Source organism: Streptococcus mitis (genome assembly GCF_009496205.1).
GTDB lineage: Bacteria > Bacillota > Bacilli > Lactobacillales > Streptococcaceae > Streptococcus > Streptococcus mitis_BN.
The window spans coordinates 1-23490 of record NZ_WIJO01000028.1 but is presented as its reverse complement, the minus strand read 5'-3'; the positions used below and the strand labels follow the sequence as shown (position 1 = coordinate 23490).

At 41.1% G+C, this 23490-nt stretch carries 22 protein-coding genes and 2 pseudogenes; 7 read left to right on the top strand and 17 right to left on the bottom strand.

Features of this window, described 5'->3' with window-relative positions:
* The 11 genes from GEZ85_RS06060 to recJ all read right to left on the bottom strand — a co-directional run.
* A partial coding sequence (locus GEZ85_RS06060) for a lipase family protein (RefSeq protein ID WP_228113628.1) occupies positions 1-529 on the bottom strand: 529 nt, incomplete at its 3' end.
* On the bottom strand, positions 529-921 hold the full coding sequence (locus GEZ85_RS06055) for a hypothetical protein (RefSeq protein WP_084930466.1): 393 nt from the start codon (positions 919-921) through the stop codon (positions 529-531). The genes GEZ85_RS06060 and GEZ85_RS06055, both read right to left, overlap by 1 nt.
* A 296-nt stretch (positions 922-1217) precedes the next feature.
* A complete protein-coding gene (locus tag GEZ85_RS06050) occupies positions 1218-1739 on the bottom strand; it encodes a hypothetical protein (protein WP_153209733.1) in 522 nt (173 codons plus the stop codon).
* Between the two features lie 152 nt (positions 1740-1891).
* The gene (locus GEZ85_RS06045; protein ID WP_153209734.1) at positions 1892-2737 is read right to left on the bottom strand and encodes a metallophosphoesterase family protein; all 846 of its coding nucleotides are present in this window, start codon (positions 2735-2737) and stop codon (positions 1892-1894) included.
* Positions 2727-4574 (bottom strand): excinuclease ABC subunit UvrC, encoded by a 1848-nt coding sequence (gene uvrC / locus GEZ85_RS06040; RefSeq protein ID WP_153209735.1) that lies wholly within the window; start codon positions 4572-4574, stop codon positions 2727-2729. Before uvrC ends, GEZ85_RS06045 begins: the two co-directional genes overlap by 11 nt.
* Before the next feature lie 38 nt (positions 4575-4612).
* A complete protein-coding gene (locus tag GEZ85_RS06035; RefSeq protein WP_153209736.1) occupies positions 4613-5314 on the bottom strand; it encodes a M57 family metalloprotease in 702 nt (233 codons plus the stop codon).
* Positions 5315-5392: 78 nt separating this feature from the next.
* Positions 5393-6559: an aminoacyltransferase gene (locus GEZ85_RS06030; protein ID WP_153209737.1), complete on the bottom strand. Its 1167-nt coding sequence runs from the start codon at positions 6557-6559 to the stop codon at positions 5393-5395.
* A 4-nt stretch (positions 6560-6563) separates the two neighbouring features.
* Complete coding sequence (locus GEZ85_RS06025; protein WP_153209738.1) at positions 6564-7784, bottom strand: peptidoglycan bridge formation alanyltransferase MurM; 1221 nt, start codon at positions 7782-7784, stop codon at positions 6564-6566.
* A gap of 133 nt (positions 7785-7917) precedes the next feature.
* Positions 7918-8697, bottom strand: a complete 780-nt coding sequence (locus GEZ85_RS06020; protein WP_153209739.1) for an alpha/beta hydrolase — start codon at positions 8695-8697, stop codon at positions 7918-7920.
* Positions 8698-8764: 67 nt separating this feature from the next.
* Positions 8765-10426 (bottom strand): ribonuclease J, encoded by a 1662-nt coding sequence (locus GEZ85_RS06015; protein ID WP_000065614.1) that lies wholly within the window; start codon positions 10424-10426, stop codon positions 8765-8767.
* 170 nt (positions 10427-10596) lie between these two features.
* Positions 10597-12819, bottom strand: coding sequence for a single-stranded-DNA-specific exonuclease RecJ (recJ, locus tag GEZ85_RS06010; protein WP_153209740.1), 2223 nt, complete (start codon positions 12817-12819; stop codon positions 10597-10599).
* A gap of 176 nt (positions 12820-12995) precedes the next feature.
* Here recJ and GEZ85_RS06005 point away from each other — a divergent pair, with 176 nt between their 5' ends.
* The 5 genes from GEZ85_RS06005 (at position 12996) to GEZ85_RS05985 (ending at position 17196) form a co-directional block, all read left to right on the top strand.
* Positions 12996-13754 (top strand): amino acid ABC transporter ATP-binding protein, encoded by a 759-nt coding sequence (locus GEZ85_RS06005; protein ID WP_001229569.1) that lies wholly within the window; start codon positions 12996-12998, stop codon positions 13752-13754.
* 10 nt (positions 13755-13764) lie between these two features.
* Entirely contained in the window at positions 13765-14559 is a 795-nt protein-coding gene (locus tag GEZ85_RS06000; protein WP_153209741.1) for a transporter substrate-binding domain-containing protein, read from the top strand.
* Positions 14560-14571: 12 nt separating this feature from the next.
* Positions 14572-15249, top strand: a complete 678-nt coding sequence (locus GEZ85_RS05995; RefSeq protein WP_000131137.1) for an amino acid ABC transporter permease — start codon at positions 14572-14574, stop codon at positions 15247-15249.
* 9 nt (positions 15250-15258) lie between these two features.
* Positions 15259-15918 (top strand): amino acid ABC transporter permease, encoded by a 660-nt coding sequence (locus tag GEZ85_RS05990; protein ID WP_000443883.1) that lies wholly within the window; start codon positions 15259-15261, stop codon positions 15916-15918.
* A gap of 144 nt (positions 15919-16062) precedes the next feature.
* Positions 16063-17196, top strand: coding sequence for a ferredoxin reductase family protein (locus tag GEZ85_RS05985; protein ID WP_194251526.1), 1134 nt, complete (start codon positions 16063-16065; stop codon positions 17194-17196).
* Between the two features lie 167 nt (positions 17197-17363).
* Here GEZ85_RS05985 and GEZ85_RS05980 read toward each other — a convergent pair whose 3' ends face one another.
* The gene (locus GEZ85_RS05980; protein WP_153209743.1) at positions 17364-17801 is read right to left on the bottom strand and encodes an Rrf2 family transcriptional regulator; all 438 of its coding nucleotides are present in this window, start codon (positions 17799-17801) and stop codon (positions 17364-17366) included.
* Between the two features lie 75 nt (positions 17802-17876).
* Positions 17877-18719, bottom strand: a complete 843-nt coding sequence (locus tag GEZ85_RS05975) for a metallophosphoesterase family protein (protein WP_194251525.1) — start codon at positions 18717-18719, stop codon at positions 17877-17879.
* A 285-nt stretch (positions 18720-19004) separates the two neighbouring features.
* Between GEZ85_RS05975 and GEZ85_RS10545 the strand changes: the two are divergent.
* Positions 19005-19213 (top strand): annotated as a pseudogene (locus GEZ85_RS10545) (hypothetical protein).
* 40 nt (positions 19214-19253) lie between these two features.
* On the top strand, positions 19254-21197 hold the full coding sequence (gene thrS / locus GEZ85_RS05970; protein ID WP_143952379.1) for a threonine--tRNA ligase: 1944 nt from the start codon (positions 19254-19256) through the stop codon (positions 21195-21197).
* A 255-nt stretch (positions 21198-21452) separates the two neighbouring features.
* Here the strand turns inward: thrS and GEZ85_RS05965 are convergent, their stop codons facing one another.
* The 4 genes and pseudogenes from GEZ85_RS05965 to GEZ85_RS05950 form a co-directional block, all read right to left on the bottom strand.
* A complete protein-coding gene (locus tag GEZ85_RS05965; protein ID WP_153209745.1) occupies positions 21453-22502 on the bottom strand; it encodes a DUF389 domain-containing protein in 1050 nt (349 codons plus the stop codon).
* The gene (locus GEZ85_RS05960) at positions 22499-22822 is read right to left on the bottom strand and encodes a potassium channel family protein (protein ID WP_000825751.1); all 324 of its coding nucleotides are present in this window, start codon (positions 22820-22822) and stop codon (positions 22499-22501) included. Before GEZ85_RS05960 ends, GEZ85_RS05965 begins: the two co-directional genes overlap by 4 nt.
* A gap of 81 nt (positions 22823-22903) precedes the next feature.
* Positions 22904-23101: pseudogene (locus tag GEZ85_RS05955) on the bottom strand (DUF389 domain-containing protein); the annotation flags it as partial.
* Positions 23102-23396: 295 nt separating this feature from the next.
* On the bottom strand, positions 23397-23490 hold a 94-nt coding region (locus tag GEZ85_RS05950), incomplete at its 5' end, for an IS3 family transposase (RefSeq protein ID WP_142247600.1).

Here is a 23490-nt window from a genome sequence, read left to right as displayed (position 1 = left end):
TCGAAATCAAGTTATGAATATCTGGCCCATTATACCCTATATTGGCATAACCTCGCTTTAAAGCGACATACATAGCCAGAGACTCTCCAAGCGAATGCCCCGCAGTTGTGATTTTAGCAGAGGGATATTTTTGCCTGACCTCTTCCTCCACCTCCTTGGCATAATTCAAAGCTGTCACAAACTGAGAATCTACTACTTTCGCAGAATTTAGTCCTGAACGAGACTGTAGTTTATCCCTCCCAAGCCCTAAAGACTGTACATCCGTATCAAGATCCTTTATGTCATCTTTATTCGTCCCTGCATAGGCAATCACTACATGGCTATAATCCACATTCCCATTTTTATCCACAGGAGCAACTGCCATCGCTTGCATACCGTTAGAGGTGTTGGCTTTTGTACTAAGAACTCGAAAAGTTTGTCCATCTGATTTAAAAATCTTATCGTCTCTCCAAGGTCGTTTTACTTTTCCTGCATCAACATTATAAACTCCATCGACAATATCATTATAATTTTTATCTGTTATTTTCATCACTTGCTCCAATATTTCACTTTAATATTATCTATTGTTTGTTGATTAGTGATTTCATTTTTTTCTTGTAAATTTAATCTTTTATTCCAACTAATTACATAATTGTCAGTTTTATCATTAAATTTAAAGAAAGTAATTTCCATTTCAAGTTCTTTATTTAGAGTTAATAACGCAGTTCTTGAACCTGTTGTAGCATTATTTTCTACATCATTAAATTCTATTTCATTGATTCCCTCATAATGATTAACTAAGTACAACGCCATCCTATCCTGTTCAATTCTAATTTTCTCTTCCAATGTTTTTTCTTTTTGTTGATTCAAACTAAACATCACGATTCCTCCTATAATACAGATTACTAAAGCAATAATACCCCATTTTTTACGCTTATTCATAGACATACCTCCTTATATTATTCTATAAAGCAACTAGCCTCAATTACCTTATAGTATAGGACCAATAGTCGCTCTGGTCTTGTGCATTGAATTCAAGATTAGCATAGTTCACTCGCGATTTCCTTTTCTAATTCTACTGCTTCCATTCTACCATAATTTGAAAGAGCTTACAGATATTTTTCGTAGAGTTAATACTTCTTTCAAACACTCTGCTATTTATTCTAAGCTATTTAAGTAGGTATTCTTTGGATTTAAAGCAATCAAAAAGCAGGCGATCGAACACCTACTATCTTATACTATTGACCAGATGCATAGGGAGCAAGTGCTTTATAAGCCGACTCCAGCGCTTTCTTCATTGTGTCACGTCCAGTTTTCAACTGTTGAACAAATAGAGTACGAGTTTGTTCAGGCACTACTGTATCATCAGAACCAATACTTGAAAGACTTTCGTTAAATGACTCTCTTACAGTCTCCATAGACTTAATCGCTGGTTCAACTTGGGCGTTATATGCTTCTTTTCCACTATCTGGAATTTTCTCCCCAATTTCAACTGCATACTTTTTATAATTGTCGACTAATTTGCCAAAGACGTTCTTCACTTCTCCAACAGTTTTAGCATTCTCAATTTCTTCATCAGTGATCAAAACAACCTCATTATTTTCTGTCTTTGAACTTGACGTTGTTGATGAGGTCTCTGAAGAAGTTTTCTCTACAGAGCTTGAATTTTTAGTCGAAGAATCAGACGTTGTTTTCCCTGCACATGCTGCTAAAACAACAACAGATAAAAGAGCCATACTGGCTGTAATAATTTTCTTCATAATGTTCTCCTTTTTATTAAGAATTAAGCCCATTCTATAACAAAATAATTTCAATGTCAAATTTTAGCTAAGCCACCTTTTCTTCCTTATCATCTGACTCTTTTCTAAGAAATTCTACTACAAACCTCACTTCAAAATAAGAGCTACAGGCTTTATTTCTCACTTTGTAAAAAATCAAAAAATTTCTTCACATCCTCTGCATACCCATGCTTATCTATTAAGCTTGCTAAGAGTTCCAGATTGTGCCCCTGATAGTTATCTTCACGACGTAGCTCTTCATACATTTCGATAAAGGGAAGCCCCTTGGATTTGGCCAATTCTAACTCAGCCTCGTAATCATAAGCGACTTTACGAAATAGGATATTTACCAATTCCCCATCTTCAACTTCTATCACGGCATACTGGGCACGGTGATTTTTTAACGCCTCCCAATTAAAATAGGGCATGCCAATCGACCCTGGATTGATGATTTGTTGCCCTTGACTGCCGTAACGAAGCAACTGCTTGTGGACATGACCATAGACTGCCACGTCCGTTTCCTCATCTAGCAGTTGGTCAAATTTCTCTGTATCATTCTCAACTAGCAAGTCACCACCATAGTTCTTATTTGGCAAATTATGAGAGATAGAAAAGCGCAATCCTTCAACTTCTTTCTTTTCCAGCAAAGGCAAGCTTCGTAGCCAGACAATCGTTGCAGGATTCATTCGCTCCATCAAAAACTGGGTCATTCGCATTGATTGGATTTCTTGTGGATGTTCCAAACCATATTCACCATCCAAGGCCTCAAGGACACAATCATCCCAATTGCCTCGAACACTGGCTGTGATAGGAAGGTCCTTTAACAGAGCGACCAAGTCATTTGCACCAGGACCGGGAAGAAAAATATCTCCCAGAAGCCAGTATTCACTGACTCCTTGGTTTTTAGCATCTGCAATCACTGCTTCTAGGGCAGTTGTATTGCCATGAATATCTGATAAAATTGCGATTTTATGATTCATTGTGTTCTCCTTCTGTTTGGTAATCTACTTGTTTTTCCGCTACTTGAGCTAATTCCTCTTCTTCCTGCGGGTTCAACTTTATTTGCACAGCCTCTGCTACTGCTCTTGGCACCCCAACTTCGACAATCTCATCCACACTAGCTTCCTTGATTTTAGTCAGAGACTTGAAATGCTTCATGATATTTTGCTTACGTTTAGGCCCCAGCCCTTCAATTCCATCTAGTTGTGATGAAAAGGAATTTTTGGAGCGCAGTTGGCGGTGGAAAGCGATAGCAAAGCGGTGCACCTCATCTTGAATGCGTTGGAGGAGGAAAAATTCCTGAGAATTTCGAGATAACTCCACCAACTCAAGCGGATCTCCAAAGAGCAATTCATGGGTTTGGTGCTTATCATTCTTTTGCAGACCTGCAATGGGGATATCCAAACCCAGTTCCTCTTGTATGACTTGTTTGGCGATATTGACTTGACCTTGTCCCCCATCGATGACAATCAAATCTGGAGGAGTCAAACCGTCACGTTGAACTCGACCATAGCGCCTGCGAATGACTTCTCTCATACTGGCATAGTCGTCTGGCCCGACTACGGTCTTGATTTTATACTTACGGTAATCCTTCTTACTAGGTTTTCCGTTGACAAAGACAACCATGGCTGAAACAGGACTGGTCCCCATGATATTAGAGTTATCGAAGGATTCGATGCGGACTGGGGTCGGTATTTGAAGCAAACGACCTAGATTTTCAATAGCTCCTTGTGTCTTTTCGACAGATTTCTCTAGCAGGTTGAATTTCTGCTCTAGGCTAACTCGAGCATTCTTTATAGCCAGATTGACCAGTTGCTTTTTCTCTCCACGCTGAGGCTTAAGAATCTTGGTGTCTACCAAAGCCTTGACAGCTTCTTCGTCAATATCCTGCGGAATCAGCACCTCATTAGGAACTAGATGAGATTTTTCTTGATAAAATTGTCCTACATAGGTCAAGAAATCCTCATCCGGATCATTGTAGTAGGGGAAAAGATTAACGTCTCGCTCAATGAGCTTGCCCTGACGGACAAAGAAAACCTGGACACACATCCAACCCTTATCCACATAGTAGCCAAAGACATCCCGATTTTGGAGATCCTTAGCCATGATCCGTTGCTTGGTTCGAAGCGTTCCAATGGCCTGAATCAGATCACGGTATTCCGCTGCACGTTCAAATTCCATAGTCTGAGCTGCCGCTGCCATCTTGCCCTTGAGGTCATCGATAATTTGATCATCCTGCCCTTTTAGGAAATCAGAAACCTCCTGAGCCATAGACTTGAAATAGTCCTCATCCTTCTTACAGATGGTGTGGGCCATACATTGACCGATATGGTAGTAAAAACAGACCTTAGATGGTGGATTCGTACACTTGCGAAAAGGGAAAATCCGATCCAGCAATCGCTTGATTTCATTGGCTGCCCCCACATCTGGATAAGGTCCAAAGTAGAGACCTCCGTCCTTTTTGACCTGACGAGTGATAATCAAGCGAGGATAGCGCTCATTAGTGATTTTGATGAAGGGATAGGACTTGTCATCCTTGAGCATGATATTGTACTTGGGCTTGTTTTCCTTAATCAGGTTGATTTCTAGGAGAAGCGCCTCAATATTAGACTCAGTAACAATAAATTCAAAATCCACAATTTCAGACACCAAGGCCTCTGTTTTGGTATCATGACTTCCACGGAAATAAGACCTCACGCGGTTACGCAGATTTTTAGCCTTTCCTACATAGATAATAGTGCCATTTTTATCCTTGTGAATGTAGCAACCAGGGCTGGTCGGCAAGAGCTCTAGTTTTGATTTAATCAAGTTATTCATAGTTCCATTATAACAAAAAAGTAGGGAAAGATAGTTCCCTACTCATTGGTCTCATATAATTTTCGAAGTCTTTCAACATCCTCTTTCTGGATACCATAAAAGGAACCTGCTGGTTGCATGACAGACTTCTTATCTGTATGGTCCAAGCCAATAGCATGCCCCAACTCATGTTCCGCCGTATGGACAATGCGCTCATAGGAATAACCATAGTTAGGATTGGACAAATAATAATGATTCAGACGCACCGTTACAGACAAGAATTGTCCCGTTAAGAGATTGGTCTGACTTTCCGCTTCTCCTGCAACAGGAGTGCCTCCATCATTCATCTCCGTAGCCATAATATCTGCCTTGCTGGCTTCAGTCACGAGTTCAAAGTTAAAAGCACCAGTTTGATTCCAGTTCTGAATTGCTTCTAAATATGCCTCTTGAAATCCTGAATCCATCTGCGGATCTAGGTAAATACGAGCTGAAGCCTGCGGCCACCTTCCTTCAGAGTGTTGATGGCTATCTGTCTGGTTCAACTTAGGCAGTTGCCCTGTTTTTTCCCATTGGTCGATACTTTGTTGACCAATTTTTACCGACCGCTCTACTTGCTTTAGCGCTCCTTGAAAATCTCCATTCAAATACCAGAGAATTCCGAAAGCAAGAGCACATAGGAGCACAACTATCCAAACCAGGCGCCAAAACAAACGCCAAATAAAAGAACAAAAAGCTCCTATCAAACGAAAAATCCAGCGCATATCCCTCCACCTTTCTAGCAAATAAAGGCTATTTTACTAAAACAAGCTGAAAGAAAGCTAAAGACCAATTTTCTTATCTTAGCGTCCTAATATTTTTTTGAGTAACTGAATAGCTTTATATTTTAGGGGAGATGGATAATAACGGAAAGTCCCTACTTTACGTACAATATAGCCATTAAAATTTTGTTTAAAACGCAAAACGCCATCACTACCATCAAAAATCCCTTGAATACCTAGGAAGTTGTATTGATGGATATTTCGTTGCATTGTCTGCTTCATCGCATGATATTGAAGTAAAAATGGAGCTGAAAACTTCTGATACTCTGCGTACGACCCCCCAAACAAGTACGTTGCCTCTGTATTTGTGTAGATTATTAAAGCACAAGCCAGAGCAACATTGCCAGACTCACTATCCAAACTAGTTAGAAAATCTTTTTTCTTTTGCAAAGCTTGGTATTGCTGGTGAAATTGTTTCGACTTCTTGTCAAGAATAGCCATCTTCACATTTAAAGCATCTATAGACTGTTGTGGATTGACTTCAGCAATTAGGAAATCCGCCTTATCTCCAAACATATCATACAATTTCATGTAATAATCTAAATTCTTATCCTCAAAACCTTGTCTTTTACCTGTTTCTTCGATAATTTTTTTGAATATTGGAATTTCTTCCCGTTCTGCATTGCGAATAAGAATATTAAAATCAAAAGCTGATTGAATGTTGCGAATACTATTTTTATTAAAGGATTTCAATAAGGAAACAGCATCATAATCTTGCAAATCTTTGATGTAATGCCAGCTGACTTCTCCACCTGGATAACCTCTTGTCAATCCATCAAATTGATAACCTAAATCAGTCAAACCTTGAATAATACTTTTTTTCTCAGCATCTATTGGATTACCTTCACTATCAAAAGTTTGATAAGTTTCATAAGGTTTTACAAGCAACTCTAATACACCATTTTGCTTGGCATATTCTTTTAACTCCGCATAAAAAACTGGAAGAGCATCTTGTTGGGTATAAATCGGACCCGAATTGAGCTCCATATGCAGACCACCCAGCATGGGCAAGCTATAAACCAGAGCTGCAACTTGAATTTCTCCTTCTTGTTTCAAAGCAAGATAAACAATTCGAGCCCCTCTTTTTTCTAACAAGTCCCCCATCTGAACAGATTGCATAAAGGAACGAGAAGAAACCTGACCAGAATAAGCCTGAAACTCTTCTTTCGTGAGTGTAATTAGTGCCATATACTTACTTTCTATGTTTTTTTCTTAATGTTTTACGGAAATCAAGAGCAAGTCTTAACAGAGGATAGAGAGGATGGGTAGGCATTGTAAATTCACCCAAGTATTCTTCAATCGTTGGATTAAAATTAGCTTTAAAACGATAGAGTCCACCATCTAAAGCATTCTCGACGCCTCCTAAATTTTGCCATAAAATGCCACGTTCAAAGGAATATCGAGCTGTCTCATACCAAGTCAAAATAGGGGCTTTATATCGTTTAAAATCTTCATCCATTCCTGCGTATAGATTGATAGAAGTTTGTCCGAATTCTAAAGTCAGGGTAGCCGCTAAAGGAACTCTCGCTTGACCTGCATCCATATATTCCTGCAGGAAAGTCAATTCCTCTAACAAACGTTCTTTTTCCTTCTTCTGCGCTTCTACTTTTGAAGTTCGAGTCGACTCAGTAAAGGTCTCTTCCAAGGCTCTGTTTTTCGCTAACTGTTCTTCTAATTCTTGCGAACGTTTAGAAACATCCAAGGTTGCCAAGGTGATATAGGCCTTGTCCTTAAAATTATCTAACAACTTTTTATAATAGGCTTCATTCCTCAAATGAATCTCTTTCCGCTTCTCGGTTTTTTTCATCAAAAAGGAAAAAGACTCCAATAATTCAGTTCCACCAAATTGAATCTCTACCCCCTTATTCCGTGCTGTTCGAATAGCCTGTTTTGTTGACTTGGAAAGTTTATCTTCTTCAAAATTTTCCTTGTATATTTTCGCCTGAATACGAGGTTGAATGGTGTCTCCCATTTCCTCTGTTTTTCCTGACCACCTTACTCCCATTTGTTGCAAACTATCAATAATAGCCAGATTTTCAGGAAATTCTGTTTTTTCCTGATTAATTAAACTTTGAGACAGGCAAATACTTGGGTCAAAAGTCACAAAAATAGCTCTCTTACTGCGAGCATAAGACTTAATGGACTGAATGACAAAACTCAAGAGTTCTGTATCTCCATAATCCAATATGGGTCCTCTTGGGACGTAAAACATTTTATAGCCTAGCGGAAGAGTTCTAATCAAAATACTAGCTGTCGCCAGTAATTTTTCTTCCCTGTAAACACCAAACTTCTCATGTTGCCAATCAGACTTAACTTCTTCCCAAGCACTACTTTGTAATACATTGACTAATTCATGTTCTTTAACAAACTGATCATATTCTAATGTGGGAATGCCAATTTGATAACGATACATCTCTTACTCTCTTTCCAACAATAATAGAATTTAACTACTATTCTACTATTTTTGTTTAGAAAGTCTAGTAAAAACATATTTTAGTTTCTATTCCATAGAAGACATGGTTATTGAAAGAGTAATACAAACTAAACTAGCTTAATCTCTCTTCTAATTTGAAATCGATTGGTAGGGTTGCTAAGAACCGTTCCAATTGTTTTTCCCAGTAGTACCATTCGTGAGTTCCAGCACTATGGCTATAGGTCACATCAAATCCCAGTTTTTTGAGATTTTTCACTGCTAGATTATTGGCTTCGTACAAAAAATCCTGCTCACCACACCAAGCCCAAAGCTTGGTTTTTTTATCCGATTTTTTAGCCAGACTTTCAAGAGAATACGGACTAGCTGTCCAATCTTTAATCTCGCCAAACACACCTCTCCAATAAGCCGTTGTGCCCAGATTTTGGCTCTCAGGAGAAAAATCTTGAAAGCTAAGGGCACCTGAAAAACTAGCTGCATGAGAAAAACGATTTGTTGCAAGAGCCAATTTAAAGCAGCCATAGCCTCCCATAGAGAGGCCAGCGATAAAGGTCTTTTCACGCTTGCTAGTCATATTAGGGAAGAAGCGTTTCAGAACCTCTGGCAATTCCTCTGCTAGAGCTGTGTAATAGTCAAAACCATACTGGGTATCAGTGTACCAACCGTTGCTGGTATTGGGCATGACAACGATGAGATTGGTTCCTCGAAGTAAGCGTTCTACATTGGTCCGCTTGAGCCAACTATTATGGTTGCCAGACATCCCGTGCAAGAGGTACAAGACGGGGATGTCTGTACAATCTGGTTCTTCCACTCGATTGGCATCGGGGTAAAGAACATTCACTCCCCACTCCATATCCAAAACTTGTGAGTAATACTCGATTTTCATTACTGCCATAATTTTTTCCTCTATTTTTCTATAAGAAAAAGCCGAAACTCGACTTTCTCTCTGTTTATTTCAACAATTATTTCGCTTCCATGACTACTGGTAGAATGGCTGGACGACGCTTAGTCTGGTCAAAGAGATACTTAGTCAAATTATCCCGAACCTTCCCTTTGAGATCTGCCCAGTCAAAGTCATCTCCTTGAAGATAGTCTTCTACCGTTTGGTTAATCAATTCTGAACTTTCACGGAGAATATCGCGACTCTTCTTGAGATAAACAAATCCACGCGTGTGAACACGAGCCTTGGCCACAATTTTCTTCTCACGACGGTTAACGGTAATTGCGACGATGAAAATACCGTCCTCTGACAAGACCTTACGGTCACGAAGAACCACATTTCCAACATCACCAATGGCATTCCCGTCAATCAAGACATCCCCTGCTGAAACCGCTCCAGCTGGGACAAAATCTCCATTCTCATAAGCCATGCTTGTTCCCTTTTTAGGGATGAAAATGCGTTCTGGCAACATCCCAACTGCCATAGCAGCCTTGGCATGGGCATCCAACTCACGGTATTCCCCTTGAATTGGGAAGAGATACTTGGGTTGCAAGAGATTGATCATCAACTGCAAATCACGCGCATTTCCGTGCCCTGACACACGCAAGCTTTGGGTGATCAGTTTGACAACCCCGCCAGCTTGGTAAATCATGTTTTCTACACGCGCCATGACCGCTTCTTTAGCGATAGATGGAGTCGTTACAATATAGACCAAGTCACCATCCTTGATTTCCACATAACGGTGGCGACCAATCGACATCTTGCGAAGACCGTTGATAGGCTCACCCATACGACCTGTCTCAAGGATAATCAACTCATGGTCTTCAAAACGAGACATATCTTTTGGTTTAATCAAAAGACTTTCGTTAGCTAGAGACAATTTCTTAAGACGAATAGCAGTACGGACGATATTTTCAATATCAAATCCTGTCAAGACCACACGACGGCCTGTTGCATCCGCAGCGTCAAACACCTGCTGGATACGAGAGAGGTTGCTGGCTACTGCTGCAACAATGATACGACCATCCCAGTCCGAAATGGTTTGAGTGATCTCGTCCCCAACTTCACTTTCGCTAGCCACTTGGATATTACTGTCCGCATTGGCTGAATCGCTAAGAAGAGCTAGAACTCCATCACGACCGATTTCTGCCAAACGAGCAAAGTCTGTGGCATAAGATTCACTAGCTGTCTGGTCAAATTTGAAGTCACCTGTATAAACGATGCTACCTTCAGCTGTCTTCAAGACCACACCCAGACTTTCTGGGATAGAGTGGGTCGTACGGAAGAAGGACACCACAGTCCCGCCAAAATCAATCTCCGTATCCTCATCGATAACATGAAAATCATTAAATTTCTTAACTGTGTCATTTCCTTTGACAAAGAGTTTTGCCAACTCAATGGTCAACTCAGAGCCAAATACAGGTACCTTGGCTTCAGCCAAGAGATAAGGCAGAGCACCAATGGCATCCGCATGGCCGTGGGTCAAGAAGACCCCAGCGATACGATCGCTATTTTCAAAAAGATAGTCCATATTGGGAATGACCACGTCCACCCCTAGTTGTTCATTTTCAGGGTATTTCAGACCTGCATCCAAAACGAAAATAGACCCATCGATTTCAGCGATATACATATTTTTCCCATTTTCACGGACACCGCCAAGTGTTGTTAAACTGATATTACTCATTTTTCCTCCGAAAGCTTAGTTTATCTTGATTATAGGGTTACTTACCCTCTTATTCTAAAAGCACTACTTTTAGCCGAATCTTTTCCTACCATTATACCATTTTTTTAATGATTTTCAAAATGAAGATTTGTTTTCAAAAAAGAGCTGGTTTCCCAACTCTTTCCTATCATCTACTCTTTTTCCATTAAAAAGTCATAAATTTCTTGCACGGTACCCAGCGCCATCATTTCTTGGTCTTTGACGGTTTGTTTGAGATTTTGGTAAATCTGACTCTCAGCTATATCACGCTTTTCAGCCTCTTTATTCACTGTCATGACACCATTTTTAATCATCACAAAGCCTAGCTCTTCAAATACTTGAATCATCTTGACTAGCAAGATTTGTTGGATATTGAGATAAGTAGCCAAATCCTTCAGTTTGTAGCGAATATCAAACTCTGGGAACTGGTAGATAGTCTTGTACAATTTTGCAAACTGCTCTCTAGTCCCATATCCCGTCAGATAGTAGGCCTTGTCAATATCATTTTTGAAATAAACAGCAGAAAAATTCTGCTCCTGAAAAATGGTCTTCAGCTGAGTAATATCCTCAGGAATGGTTTTTACAACAACAGCTTCACTATCTACTAAATCTGGTAGTTCTCCAGCAAAATCCAAGACTGGAACTCCCTCTGGCAAGACTGCATTCTTCCCACGAATGTTAAAAAGTTGAACACCCTCCACACGCGAATCCACCATCATCAACTGCAGGGCAGTTTGGCCATTCCATTGGTTGACAGACAATTTGACTGCCAACTCTAGATTCTTGGTTTGAGAAAATTCTGTTGCCCATCTACCTTGTCCGAAGGCCACCACTTCAAAACTAGCCTCACCCTTAGAAATTTTCAACTTGAGATGGGCATTGCCTGCCCCCATAGTACGGGCACTTTCGACCTGAAAATCCTTGATATAAAAGATAGGTTTCTGATTGTCCATGCCAAAGGGAGCTAAACGTTCAAAACTTTTGACCGTTTCCAAGCTAAGTGTCTCCAAATCCAGTTCTTCATCTAAATTTAACTTGTTCTTGCCAGCAGCATCTGCGCCTTTTTCACGGACATAATCTTCCAAAACCTGAGATAAATCTGAGAGTTTCTCAACTTCCAGCGTCATTCCTGCTGCACCAGCATGACCGCCAAATGCGATAAAGAGGTCGCGATGGGGATCTAGGGCTTCAAAAATATCGACCGCTTCCACACTACGAGCACTACCCTTGGCACGACCGTCCTCTATATTGAGAACGATGACTGTCTGCCCTAGTTCTTCCAACAAACGACCAGCCACGATTCCTAGAACCCCAGGATTCCAGCCTTCCTTAGCCAAGACTTGGACCTTCTTCTCAGGGTCCACCATGGTCTTAGCTTCTTCATAGATATACTGGACGATTTCCTTGCGCTCTTCGTTTTTCTGATGAATCATAAGGGCAATCTCGTGGGCTTCCTCGTCATCAAACCCAGTCAGCAAATCAATGGCAGGATTGGGATCATCCAAACGCCCCAAGGCATTCAAACGAGGGGCAATCTGGAAACCAACCGTTTCTTCTGTTACTTCGTTGGCGGCAATCCCAGCCATATCCAGCATTTCTTGTAGACCTATGCGCTGAGTATGTCCCAGCATTTCCAGACCATACTGAACCAAGATACGGTTCTCATCCGTCAAACTAACCATATCTGCAATGGTACCAATAGCAACCAAATCAAGCAGTTCCACTTGCACTTCTTCTAAAAGGGCACAAGCCAGCTTGAAAGCAACTCCACAACCAGCCAAATATTTGAAAGGATAGTTCGCATCCGGATATTCAGGATGGACAATAGCATAGGCATCGGGCAGAGTTTCAGGCATGGAATGGTGGTCAGTCACAATGACATCTACTCCCATAGACTGGGCCAATTCAATGGCTTCATGACCGGCAACCCCATTATCCACTGTCACTATCAAGGAAATTCCTTCTTGCTCGATAAAGTATTTATAAACACTGGCATTGGGACCATATCCATCAGTAAAACGATTAGGCAGGTAAACACGGCACTCGGCACCAAGCTGTTCCAAACTTTCCTTCACAATCGAAGCTGAAGTCATACCATCCGCATCATAGTCTCCATAAACGAGAATATTTTCCCCTTCTTCAATGGCCTGACGAATCCGAGCCACTGCCTTGTCCATATCATGGAGCAGATAAGGGTCATGCAAGTCCTCCAAGGAAGGTTCTAAAAACTTCTTTAGACTTTCTTGGTCCTGAACCCCTCTTTCAAACAATAAGCGAGCCACCTCAGGACCCAGTCCAGCCTTCTTGGCTATTTTTGTAAAATCCGCATCTTCTACCTGCGGGGCAAACTGCCATTCATAAGTAGGTGTTATCAAAAAGACATCCACTCTTTCTAAGAATTCTATTGCTTCATTATAACACGATTTAGACGTTTTCTCTATCCAGATTGCTTTTTTATAAAATTTTAGTGAATTTTTTCAGATATGATTTGACAAGCCAATTCTTTTGGTGTAGAATCATGTTATAAAATCTAACACAAAGGAGATTCCTTATGGCTTTAGTAGAATTTGAACACGTCGAAAAATATTACGGAGACTACCACGCACTCCGCGACATCAATCTCCGTTTTGAAAAAGGACAAGTTGTTGTCCTCCTTGGCCCTTCTGGTTCCGGGAAGTCAACTCTTATCCGCACCATCAATGGTTTAGAGGCTGTTGACAAGGGAAGTCTCCTAGTCAATGGACACCAAGTAGCAGGTGCTAGTCAGAAAGATTTAGTTCCTCTTCGTAAGGAGGTAGGCATGGTTTTCCAGCATTTCAACCTCTACCCTCACAAAACAGTGTTAGAAAACGTGACACTTGCACCCATAAAAGTTCTAGGAATTGATAAAAAAGAAGCTGAAAAAACAGCTCAAAAATATCTGGAATTTGTAAATATGTGGGACAAGAAAGATTCTTATCCAGCCATGCTTTCTGGTGGACAAAAACAACGGATTGCCATCGCTCGTGGTCTTGCCATGCATCCTGAACTCCTCCTATTTGATGAACCAACATCTGCCCTAGACCCTGAAACCATCGGCGATGTTCTGGCAGTTATGCAAAAATTGGCCCACGATGGTATGAATATGATTGTCGTTACCCATGAAATGGGCTTCGCCCGTGAAGTTGCCGACCGCATCATCTTTATGGCTGACGGAGAAGTTTTAGTGGATACGACAGATGTTGATGACTTTTTCGACAATCCAAGCGAACCTCGTGCTCAACAATTCCTCAGCAAAATCATCAACCACGAAAGTGACAAAGTCAAATAAGGAGGCGCCTATGAAAAAGAAATTCTTTTTATCCGCATTAGTGATTAGCCTTTTCGGCCTTGCTGCTGCAAAACCAGTTCAGGCTGATACCAGTGTCGCAGACATTCAAAAGAGAGGCGAGCTGGTTGTTGGTGTGAAACAAGACGTTCCCAATTTCGGTTACAAGGATCCCAAGACAGGGACCTATTCTGGTATCGAAACGGACTTGGCCAAGATGGTAGCTGATGAACTCAAGGTCAAGATTCGCTATGTGCCGGTTACAGCACAAACCCGTGGCCCCCTTCTAGATAACGAACAGGTCGATATGGATATCGCGACCTTTACCATCACAGATGAACGCAAAAAACTCTACAACTTCACCAGCCCTTACTACACAGATGCCTCTGGCTTTTTGGTCAATAAATCTGCCAAAATCAAAAGCATCGAGGACCTAAACGGCAAAACCATCGGAGTTGCCCAAGGTTCCATTACTCAACGTCTGATTACCGAACTGGGTAAAAAGAAAGGCTTGACCTTTAAATTCGTCGAACTTGGTTCCTACCCAGAATTGATTACTTCCCTACATGCTCACCGTATTGATGCCTTTTCCGTTGACCGTTCTATCCTATCTGGTTACATCAGTAAACGGACAGAATTGCTTGATGATAGTTTCAAGCCATCTGACTACGGTATCGTTACCAAGAAATCAAATAAAGAGCTCAACGACTATCTCGATAACTTGGTCACCAAATGGAGCAAGGACGGCAGTTTACAAAAACTTTATGACCGTTACAAGCTGAAACCATCCAGCCATACTGCAGATTAAGGAGGACACCCCATGACAGATTTATCATCTTGGACAGCCTATTTTCAGGATTTTGGACAATTTTTCAATGGTTTCCTCTTCACCCTTGCCCTAGCAATTGGATCCTTTATCCTCGCCATGGTTTTGGGCATCTTCTTCGGAGCTATGTCAACCAGTAAACGTCCAATTTTGCGCATTTTAGCTCGTATCTTTGTCGAGTTTTACCAAAACACTCCCCTCTTGGTACAGTTTGTTATCGTTTTTTATGGTTTGCCTCTTATTAGTGACCATATCATCATGATTCCGATTTATTGGACGGCTGTACTCTGCGTGGGACTCTATCACGGTGCCTATATCGCTGAGGTAATTCGTTCAGGAATTCAGTCTATTCCTAGCGGTCAGATGGAGGCTGCCTTGTCGCAAGGTTTTACCTATATCAGTGCTATGCGTTTGATTATCTTGCCTCAGGCCTTTCGTATCATTCTCCCTCCTTTGACCAACCAAATTGTTAACCTCATCAAAAACACTTCTACAGTCGCTATTATCTCTGGAGTGGACTTGATGTTTGTGACCAAGTCTTGGTCGGCACTTAACGGAAACTACATTCCAGCATTTTTAGGTGCTGCCCTTCTCTACTTTTCTCTTTGCTTCCCTGTTGCCCAGTTTGGTCGCAAGATGGAGCAAGCCAACAAAAAAGCCTATTCACTTTAGGAGGTTACTATGGAATCCATTTTAGAAGTTTTGACCCCAGATAACCTAGTCTTTATCTTTAAAGGATTTGGCTTGACCCTCTATATTTCTCTGATTGCCATCGTCCTCTCTACCCTTATCGGTACAGTTCTGGCGGTCATGAGAAATGGGAAAAATCCTATCTTACGTATCATCTCCAGCATTTACATCGAATTTGTACGTAATGTTCCCAACCTTCTCTGGATTTTCACTATCTTTTTAGTGTTCAAGATGAAGTCCACTCCAGCTGGTATCACTGCCTTCACCCTCTTTACCTCAGCAGCCTTAGCTGAGATTATCCGTGGCGGTCTCAATGCCGTGGACAAGGGCCAGTACGAAGCGGGAATGTCGCAAGGATTTACCTCAGCCCAAATCCTCTACCACATCATTCTCCCACAAGCGATCCGTAAAATGCTTCCAGCCATCATTTCTCAGTTTGTGACCGTGATTAAGGATACCAGTCTTCTTTACTCTGTTATCGCCCTACAAGAGCTCTTTGGAGCCAGCCAAATTCTCATGGGCCGTTATTTCGAACCAGAGCAAGTCTTCAGTCTTTATATCTTGATTGCCCTCATCTACTTCAGCTTTAACCTAGCAATCTCTAGCTTGTCTCATATGCTGGCCAAACGTTGGCAACAAGCTGCAGAATAATAAATTAGCTCTCCAGTTCAATTGGAGAGTTTTTTGATGAGAGTAGATATTTATAGAACTCAATTTGACACCATACTTTTTCTATGATAAAATGTAACAATTTTGTTTACAACAAATCAAAATCTAAATGAAATGGAATTTTCTATGAAATCAATCAAAGGACTACACTTTATCATAGCTAGTTTTATCTTGACTATTTTGACTTGGATGAACACTTCTCCCCAATTCATGATTCCAGGACTAGCTTTAACAAGCCTATCTCTGACGTTTATCCTCGCCACTCGTCTCCCCCTACTAGAAAGCTGGTTTCACGGTTTGGAAAAGGTCTATACTGTCCACAAATTCACATCCTTTCTCTCCATCATCCTACTCATCTTTCATAACTTTAGTATGGGCGGTTTGTGGGGCTCTCGTTTAGCTGCTCAGTTTGGCAATCTTGCCATCTATATCTTTGTCAGTATCATCCTTGTCGCCTATTTAGGCAAATACATCCAATACGAAGCTTGGCGATGGATTCACCGCCTGGTTTACCTAGCCTATATTTTTGGACTCTTTCACGTCTACATGATGATGGGCAATCGCCTCCTCACATTTAACCTCCTAAGTTTTCTTGTTGGTAGCTATGCCCTTTTAGGTTTACTGGCTGGTTTTTATATCATCTTCCTTTATCAAAAGATTGGCTTCCCCTATCTAGGGAAAATTACCAATCTCAAACGATTAAATCACGATACTAGAGAAATTCAAATCCATCTTAGCAGACCTTTCGACTATCAATCAGGACAATTTGCCTTCCTAAAGATTTTCCAAGAAGGCTTTGAAAGTGCTCAGCATCCCTTTTCTATCTCAGGAGGTCATGGTCAAACTCTTTACTTTACTGTCAAAAATTCAGGCGACCATACCAAGAATATCTATGACAATCTTCAAGTCGGCAGCAAAGTAAGTGTAGACAGAGCTTACGGGCACATGATTATAGAAGAAGGACGAGAAAATCAGGTTTGGATTGCTGGAGGTATTGGGATTACCCCCTTCATCTCTTACATCCGTGAACATCCTATTTTAGATAAACAGGTTCACTTCTACTATAGCTTCCGTGGAGAGGAAAATGCAGTTTATATAGATTTGCTCCATGACTATGCTCAGAAAAATCCTAATTTTGAACTCCATCTAGTAGACAGTAGGAAAGACGCCTATCTTAATTTTGAACAAAAAGAAGTACCCGAACATGCGAGCGTCTATATGTGTGGTCCTCTTTCTATGATGAAGTCACTTGCCAAATAGATTAAGAAACAAAATCCAAAAACAGACCTTATTTACGAAGGATTCAAGTTTAAATAACCACTCATACTCTCCTGGAATTTCCCAGGAGTTTTTTCTACGCAATCTCAAAAAACACTGCCAGATTTCTAGCAGTGTTTTGACATTTCATTTGCAGGCATCTACCCCTCTTACTCCTTCATTTGACTTTCTGCATCAGCCACGACTTGTTCTAGACTGGTCTGCCCAAGTTCAGCCTCCATAGCCAGCTGAATTCTCTCCAATTTTTGATCCAAAACATCATGAATACGAGCTCCAACTGGGCAATTTGGATTTGGATTGTCATGGAAACTGAAGAGTTGACCTGTCTTACCAAGACACTCAACCGCTTGATAAACATCTAATAGACTAATATCCTTGAGATCCTTAACAATCTCTGTTCCCCCTGTTCCACGCGCGACTGAAATCAGCTCTGCCTTCTTCAACTGGGACAAGGTTTTTCTGATAATGACAGGATTGACCCCGACACTAGCAGCCAGAAAATCACTGGTCACCTTGCTTTCCTTCCCCTCGAGAGCAATGATTATCAGCATATGAGTCGCAATGGTAAATCTACTTGGAATTTGCATCCTCTTCTCCTTTTTACGAGGCTACCCTGCCTCTACTCTTCTTTTTCTTTTATTATACCCTTTTTGGTTGTAATGTCAATCATTACCACTTTTCAACCAAGCATCTAATTCCCTATCATAGCCCTCTTTCTGGGCCAATTCTCTCAGAAATTCCTGATTATGAGTATGATGGATACCATTGACCAGACTTTCATAATAAACCTCAAAATAGGGAAGTTTGAGGTCTTTAGCTAGCTGCAATTCAGCTGCTACATCGTAGTCCACCCGTCGGAAGTCCATATCTACCAAGCCCTTGTCATCAAACTCTAAAATCATATACTGAGCTCGCAAGTCCTTCCGTAACTGGGCATCTAGAAAGAAAGGCTGCCCAATCGAACCTGGATTGACAATCAATTGTCCACCAGTACCATAACGAAGCAACTGCTGATGAATATGACCATAAACAGCAATATCGCAAGGCGGATTGGTCACCAAGCGGTCAAAATCCTCTTGCGCTCCAGTATGAATCAACTCTCTCCCCCAGTTCTTATCAGGAAGATGGTGGCTAATTCCCACCGTCAAAGCCCCAAACTGACGATGAATCTGGAGTGGTTGATTGTGGAGCAGTTCAATTTCTTCTAGGGAAATTTCCTCTAAAACATACTGGCACTGGCGCAAGAGATAGCGTTGACTGGGGCGAGTACTATCCAATTCCTTACGGACACCATGCCAAAGACTGTCTTCCCAGTTTCCCAAAACTCTAGCCATAATCGGTAGTTGAGCCAACAAGTCCAAAATCCTTCTACGCCCTGTCCCCGGCATGAGAATGTCTCCCAAAAGCCAGTATTCATCCACTCCTAGCTGCCGAGCATCTGCCAAAACAGCCTCCAGGGCGGTGGTATTGCCATGAATATCTGAAAGAAGAGCTATTTTCGTCATATCCATCTCCTCGTTTCCTATTATATTTCTTCTTAGTATTATAACAAAAAATACTGTATAATAGCGTTCTTCAGCCCGCTCTTACTAAATCCAGAACACTACTTTTATCATTGTCAAGGCCTATCAATAAGATGATTTCACATTACTCCTAACAAAGCATAGCAAGCACTCTTTCAATGAAGAAAATTCAAAAAAATCTACAAATATCTTGAAAAATCTCACAATCATGCTATAATAATCCATAGAGACAAGTCACTTAGTCCCTTTCTACTAGAGAGTGCGTGGTTGCTGGAAACGCATAGAGAGCCTAAACTGATACTACTCTTGAGTTTTTTATGAAAACATAAAACGGTGGCCACGTTAGAGCCAATCAGAGGTGTCCCTCTCTTTTGAGGTACATAAATGAAGGTGGAACCACGTTGCGACGTCCTTTCGAGGATGTCGCTTTTTGTTTTTCTAGCTTTCACAATCCTCTGTCCCTGTTTTCAGAATAGGGTTAACACATTCGTCAATAATATAAGTAAGGAGAACATCATGATTAACATTACTTTCCCAGATGGCGCTGTTCGTGAATTCGAATCTGGCGTTACAACTTTTGAAATTGCCCAATCTATCAGCAATTCCCTAGCTAAAAAGGCCTTGGCTGGTAAATTCAACGGCAAACTCATCGACACTACTCGTGCTATCACTGAAGATGGAAGCATTGAAATCGTGACACCTGATCACGAAGATGCCCTTCCAATCTTGCGTCACTCAGCTGCTCACTTGTTCGCCCAAGCAGCTCGTCGTCTTTTCCCAGACATTCACTTGGGAGTTGGTCCAGCCATCGAAGACGGCTTCTACTACGATACTGACAACACAGCTGGTCAAATCTCTAACGAAGACCTTCCTCGTATCGAAGAAGAAATGCAAAAAATCGTTAAAGAAAACTTCCCATCAATCCGTGAAGAAGTGACTAAAGACGAGGCACGTGAAATCTTCAAGAACGACCCTTACAAGTTGGAATTGATTGAAGAACACTCAGAAGACGAAGGCGGTTTGACTATCTATCGTCAGGGTGAATATGTAGACCTTTGCCGTGGCCCACACGTCCCTTCAACAGGCCGTATCCAAATCTTCCACCTTCTCCATGTAGCAGGTGCTTACTGGCGTGGAAATAGCGACAACGCTATGATGCAACGTATCTACGGTACAGCTTGGTTTGACAAAAAAGACTTGAAAAACTACCTTCAAATGCGTGAAGAAGCTAAGGAACGTGACCACCGTAAACTTGGTAAAGAGCTTGATCTCTTCATGATTTCTCAAGAGGTTGGTCAAGGACTTCCATTCTGGTTGCCAAATGGTGCGACTATCCGTCGTGAATTGGAACGCTACATCGTAGACAAAGAGTTGGCTTCTGGCTACCAACACGTATACACTCCACCACTTGCTTCTGTTGAACTTTACAAGACTTCTGGTCACTGGGATCATTACCAAGAAGACATGTTCCCAACTATGGACATGGGTGACGGGGAAGAATTTGTCCTTCGTCCAATGAACTGTCCACACCACATTCAAGTCTTCAAACATCATGTTCACTCATACCGTGAGTTGCCAATCCGTATCGCTGAAATCGGTATGATGCACCGTTATGAAAAATCTGGTGCCCTCACTGGTCTTCAACGTGTACGTGAAATGTCACTCAACGACGGTCACCTCTTCGTTACTCCAGAACAAATCCAAGAAGAATTCCAGCGCGCCCTTCAGTTGATTATCGATGTTTATGAAGACTTCAACTTGACTGAATACCGCTTCCGCCTCTCTCTTCGCGATCCTCAAGATACTCACAAGTACTTTGACAACGATGAGATGTGGGAAAATGCCCAAACCATGCTTCGTGCAGCCCTTGATGAAATGGGTGTGGACTACTTTGAAGCCGAAGGTGAAGCAGCCTTCTACGGACCAAAATTGGATATTCAAGTTAAGACAGCCCTTGGAAAAGAAGAAACTCTTTCTACTATCCAACTTGACTTCTTGCTTCCAGAACGCTTCGACCTTAAATACATCGGAGCTGATGGCGAAGAGCACCGTCCAGTTATGATCCACCGTGGCGTTATCTCAACTATGGAACGCTTCACAGCTATCTTGATTGAAAACTACAAGGGTGCCTTCCCAACATGGCTTGCACCACACCAAGTAACCCTCATCCCAGTTTCTAACGAGAAACACGTGGACTACGCTTGGGAAGTGGCTAAGAAACTCCGTGACCGCGGTGTCCGTGCAGACGTAGATGAGCGCAATGAAAAAATGCAGTTCAAGATCCGTGCTTCACAAACAAGCAAGATTCCTTACCAATTGATCGTTGGGGACAAAGAAATGGAAGACGGAACAGTCAATGTTCGTCGCTACGGCCAAAAAGAAACACAAACTATCTCAGTCGATGACTTTGTTCAAGCTATCCTAGCTGATATCGCCAACAAATCACGCGTTGAGAAATAATAGATAAAACCTGGGATAAAATCCTAGCTACCTAAAAAGCAACAACTGAAACAGCTGTTGCTTTTTATATTTTTACTCAATGAAAATCAAAAAGCAAACTAGGAAGCTAGCCGCAAGCTGTACTTGAGTACGGTAAGGCGACGCTGACGTGGTTTGAATTTGATTTTCGAAGAGTATTATTTAATCCGAGCTAGTAGTGATTGACCAAACCACCACACAAGATTTGCTTTCATGAGTTAGATAAGGTCAATATCCTCAATCCTTGTCTGCTTCATTTTCTTTTACGAGATCTTTTTGTGAATCTTTTTCAGAGAGTTTTTGATCGATATACTTGTCAATGTTTTCATAAAATTCCTTGGTCGCTTCACTATCTAATGTTGGCGAATTATGAACTTGATTGACTTTCAATTGAACAGATTGAATACCGTAAGAGGCTTGTTTTTGGTGGAGCGTTTCTAATTCTTCTTCTGAAATCGGATCTCCAACAACCGTCAAGACCAACTCATTGTTTCTTGATTTGTAGACTTGATTAATGACCGTGTGATTGGCGAACTCTTTTCCTACAAACTGCTTGATTCCTTCTTTTCGCGCTTGTTCTATTGTCAGAGTAACTGCCGAATAGCTAGCTGGAAGAATCAACAATACAATCAAAGATATCAAGCCAATTCTCATTTTAATGCTCAGCTCTTTAAATGAAGTTAAAGGAGATTTTCTCATCAAAATTCTTGTTCCAACAATGTTGGCTAGCATGATAAAGACACAGTTGATCAAGAAAAGATAGAGAGCCCCCAATAAAAATCGTACATTCCCATTAGCTAAACCATAGCCAGCAGTACAGATAGGCGGCATCAGAGCTGTAGCAATGGCTACTCCTGGCACGATATTGTTTGCTTCTTTTTTCCTTGAACCGATCACACCAGCAATCCCACCAGCAATAGCAATGAGGACATCCCAAATGGTTGGAGAGGTTCGTGCAATCAACTCGCTACTTGCATAAGACAAGGGAGAAATCCAGAAATACAGAGTCGAGACAAGCAAACTGACCAACACTTGAGTCAATAAAACCTCTAGAGATTGCTTGATTAAACGCGTATCAAAAATAGCTAAACCGAATCCCAGTCCAACAATCGGTGTCATGAGAGGTGAAATCAACATGGCTCCTATAATGACAGCTGTTGAATTCATATTTAGTCCGATAGAGGCAATAAAAATTGCACACATCAAAATCGCTGTATCTCTCAATCGAACATGAAGGTCATCGTATAATTTCTCACGGTATTCCCGTGTTGAATAATTGGCAGTCATTTGTCCTCTCCTCTTTCCTTATTTAAATTGGTATAATAATTAAAAATAACAGCTGATAAACAGCCAAAAAATATGAGCCCATAAATCGTCAAGAAGACACTGGTAATCCTTCCAATCAAGGTCACAGCTAGGAGATCCCCGTAGCCGACAGTCGTCGAAGTCACAAAAGCATACCAAAGACCGTCTCCGTAATTTGTGATAGCAGGTTCAACTAGGAAAAGCACGCCTCCTGACCCAAAAACAAAGGTCACAAAACTCAGAGCAAACCGAGTAAAACCCGTAACCTGCATAATATGCCATAACATTTTTAAACGTTTCATTTGTTCTCCTTATTCATACTAGCTCCTGACCGAGCCGTTTTTTTCCAATAATCAAAGTGAAGATAGGACATGATCTCCATCACCAAACCCCAGTCCAACAATCGGTGTCATGAGAGGTGAAATTAACATGGCTCCAATAATAACAGCTGTTGAATTCATATTTAGACCGATAGAGGCAATAAAAATTGCACACATCAAAATCACTGTATCTCTTAATCGAACATGAAGATCATCATATAATTTCTCACGGTATTCACGTGTTGAATAGTTTCCAGTCATTGGTTACTCCTTTTATTTCGTATAATTTTGTTTCTGCATGGATGATGGTAGAGAGACTTCTGTCCAATCTTACATATTTTTCTTCTCACCTGTTATTCTTTTGAAAATTATCCTTTAAATATCCGTCAGTCCATCCTTAACATTATATCAAAAATTTTACAGTCTTTCTTCGAAGAAATCTATCAATTGAATAGATAGATGAAGCAAGAAATTTTTGTTTCCTTATCCGAAGAAGGAAAAACGGTATCTCCTGAACCTTGATACTGTACTGACCCCAAAAAGTTAGACAATTAATTTATCCGAAGGATTTAGTTCTGTATTGTACAGGGCTAAGTCCTTTTAGTTTTACCTTAATTCGTTTGTTGTTGTAGTAATCGATATAGTCTATA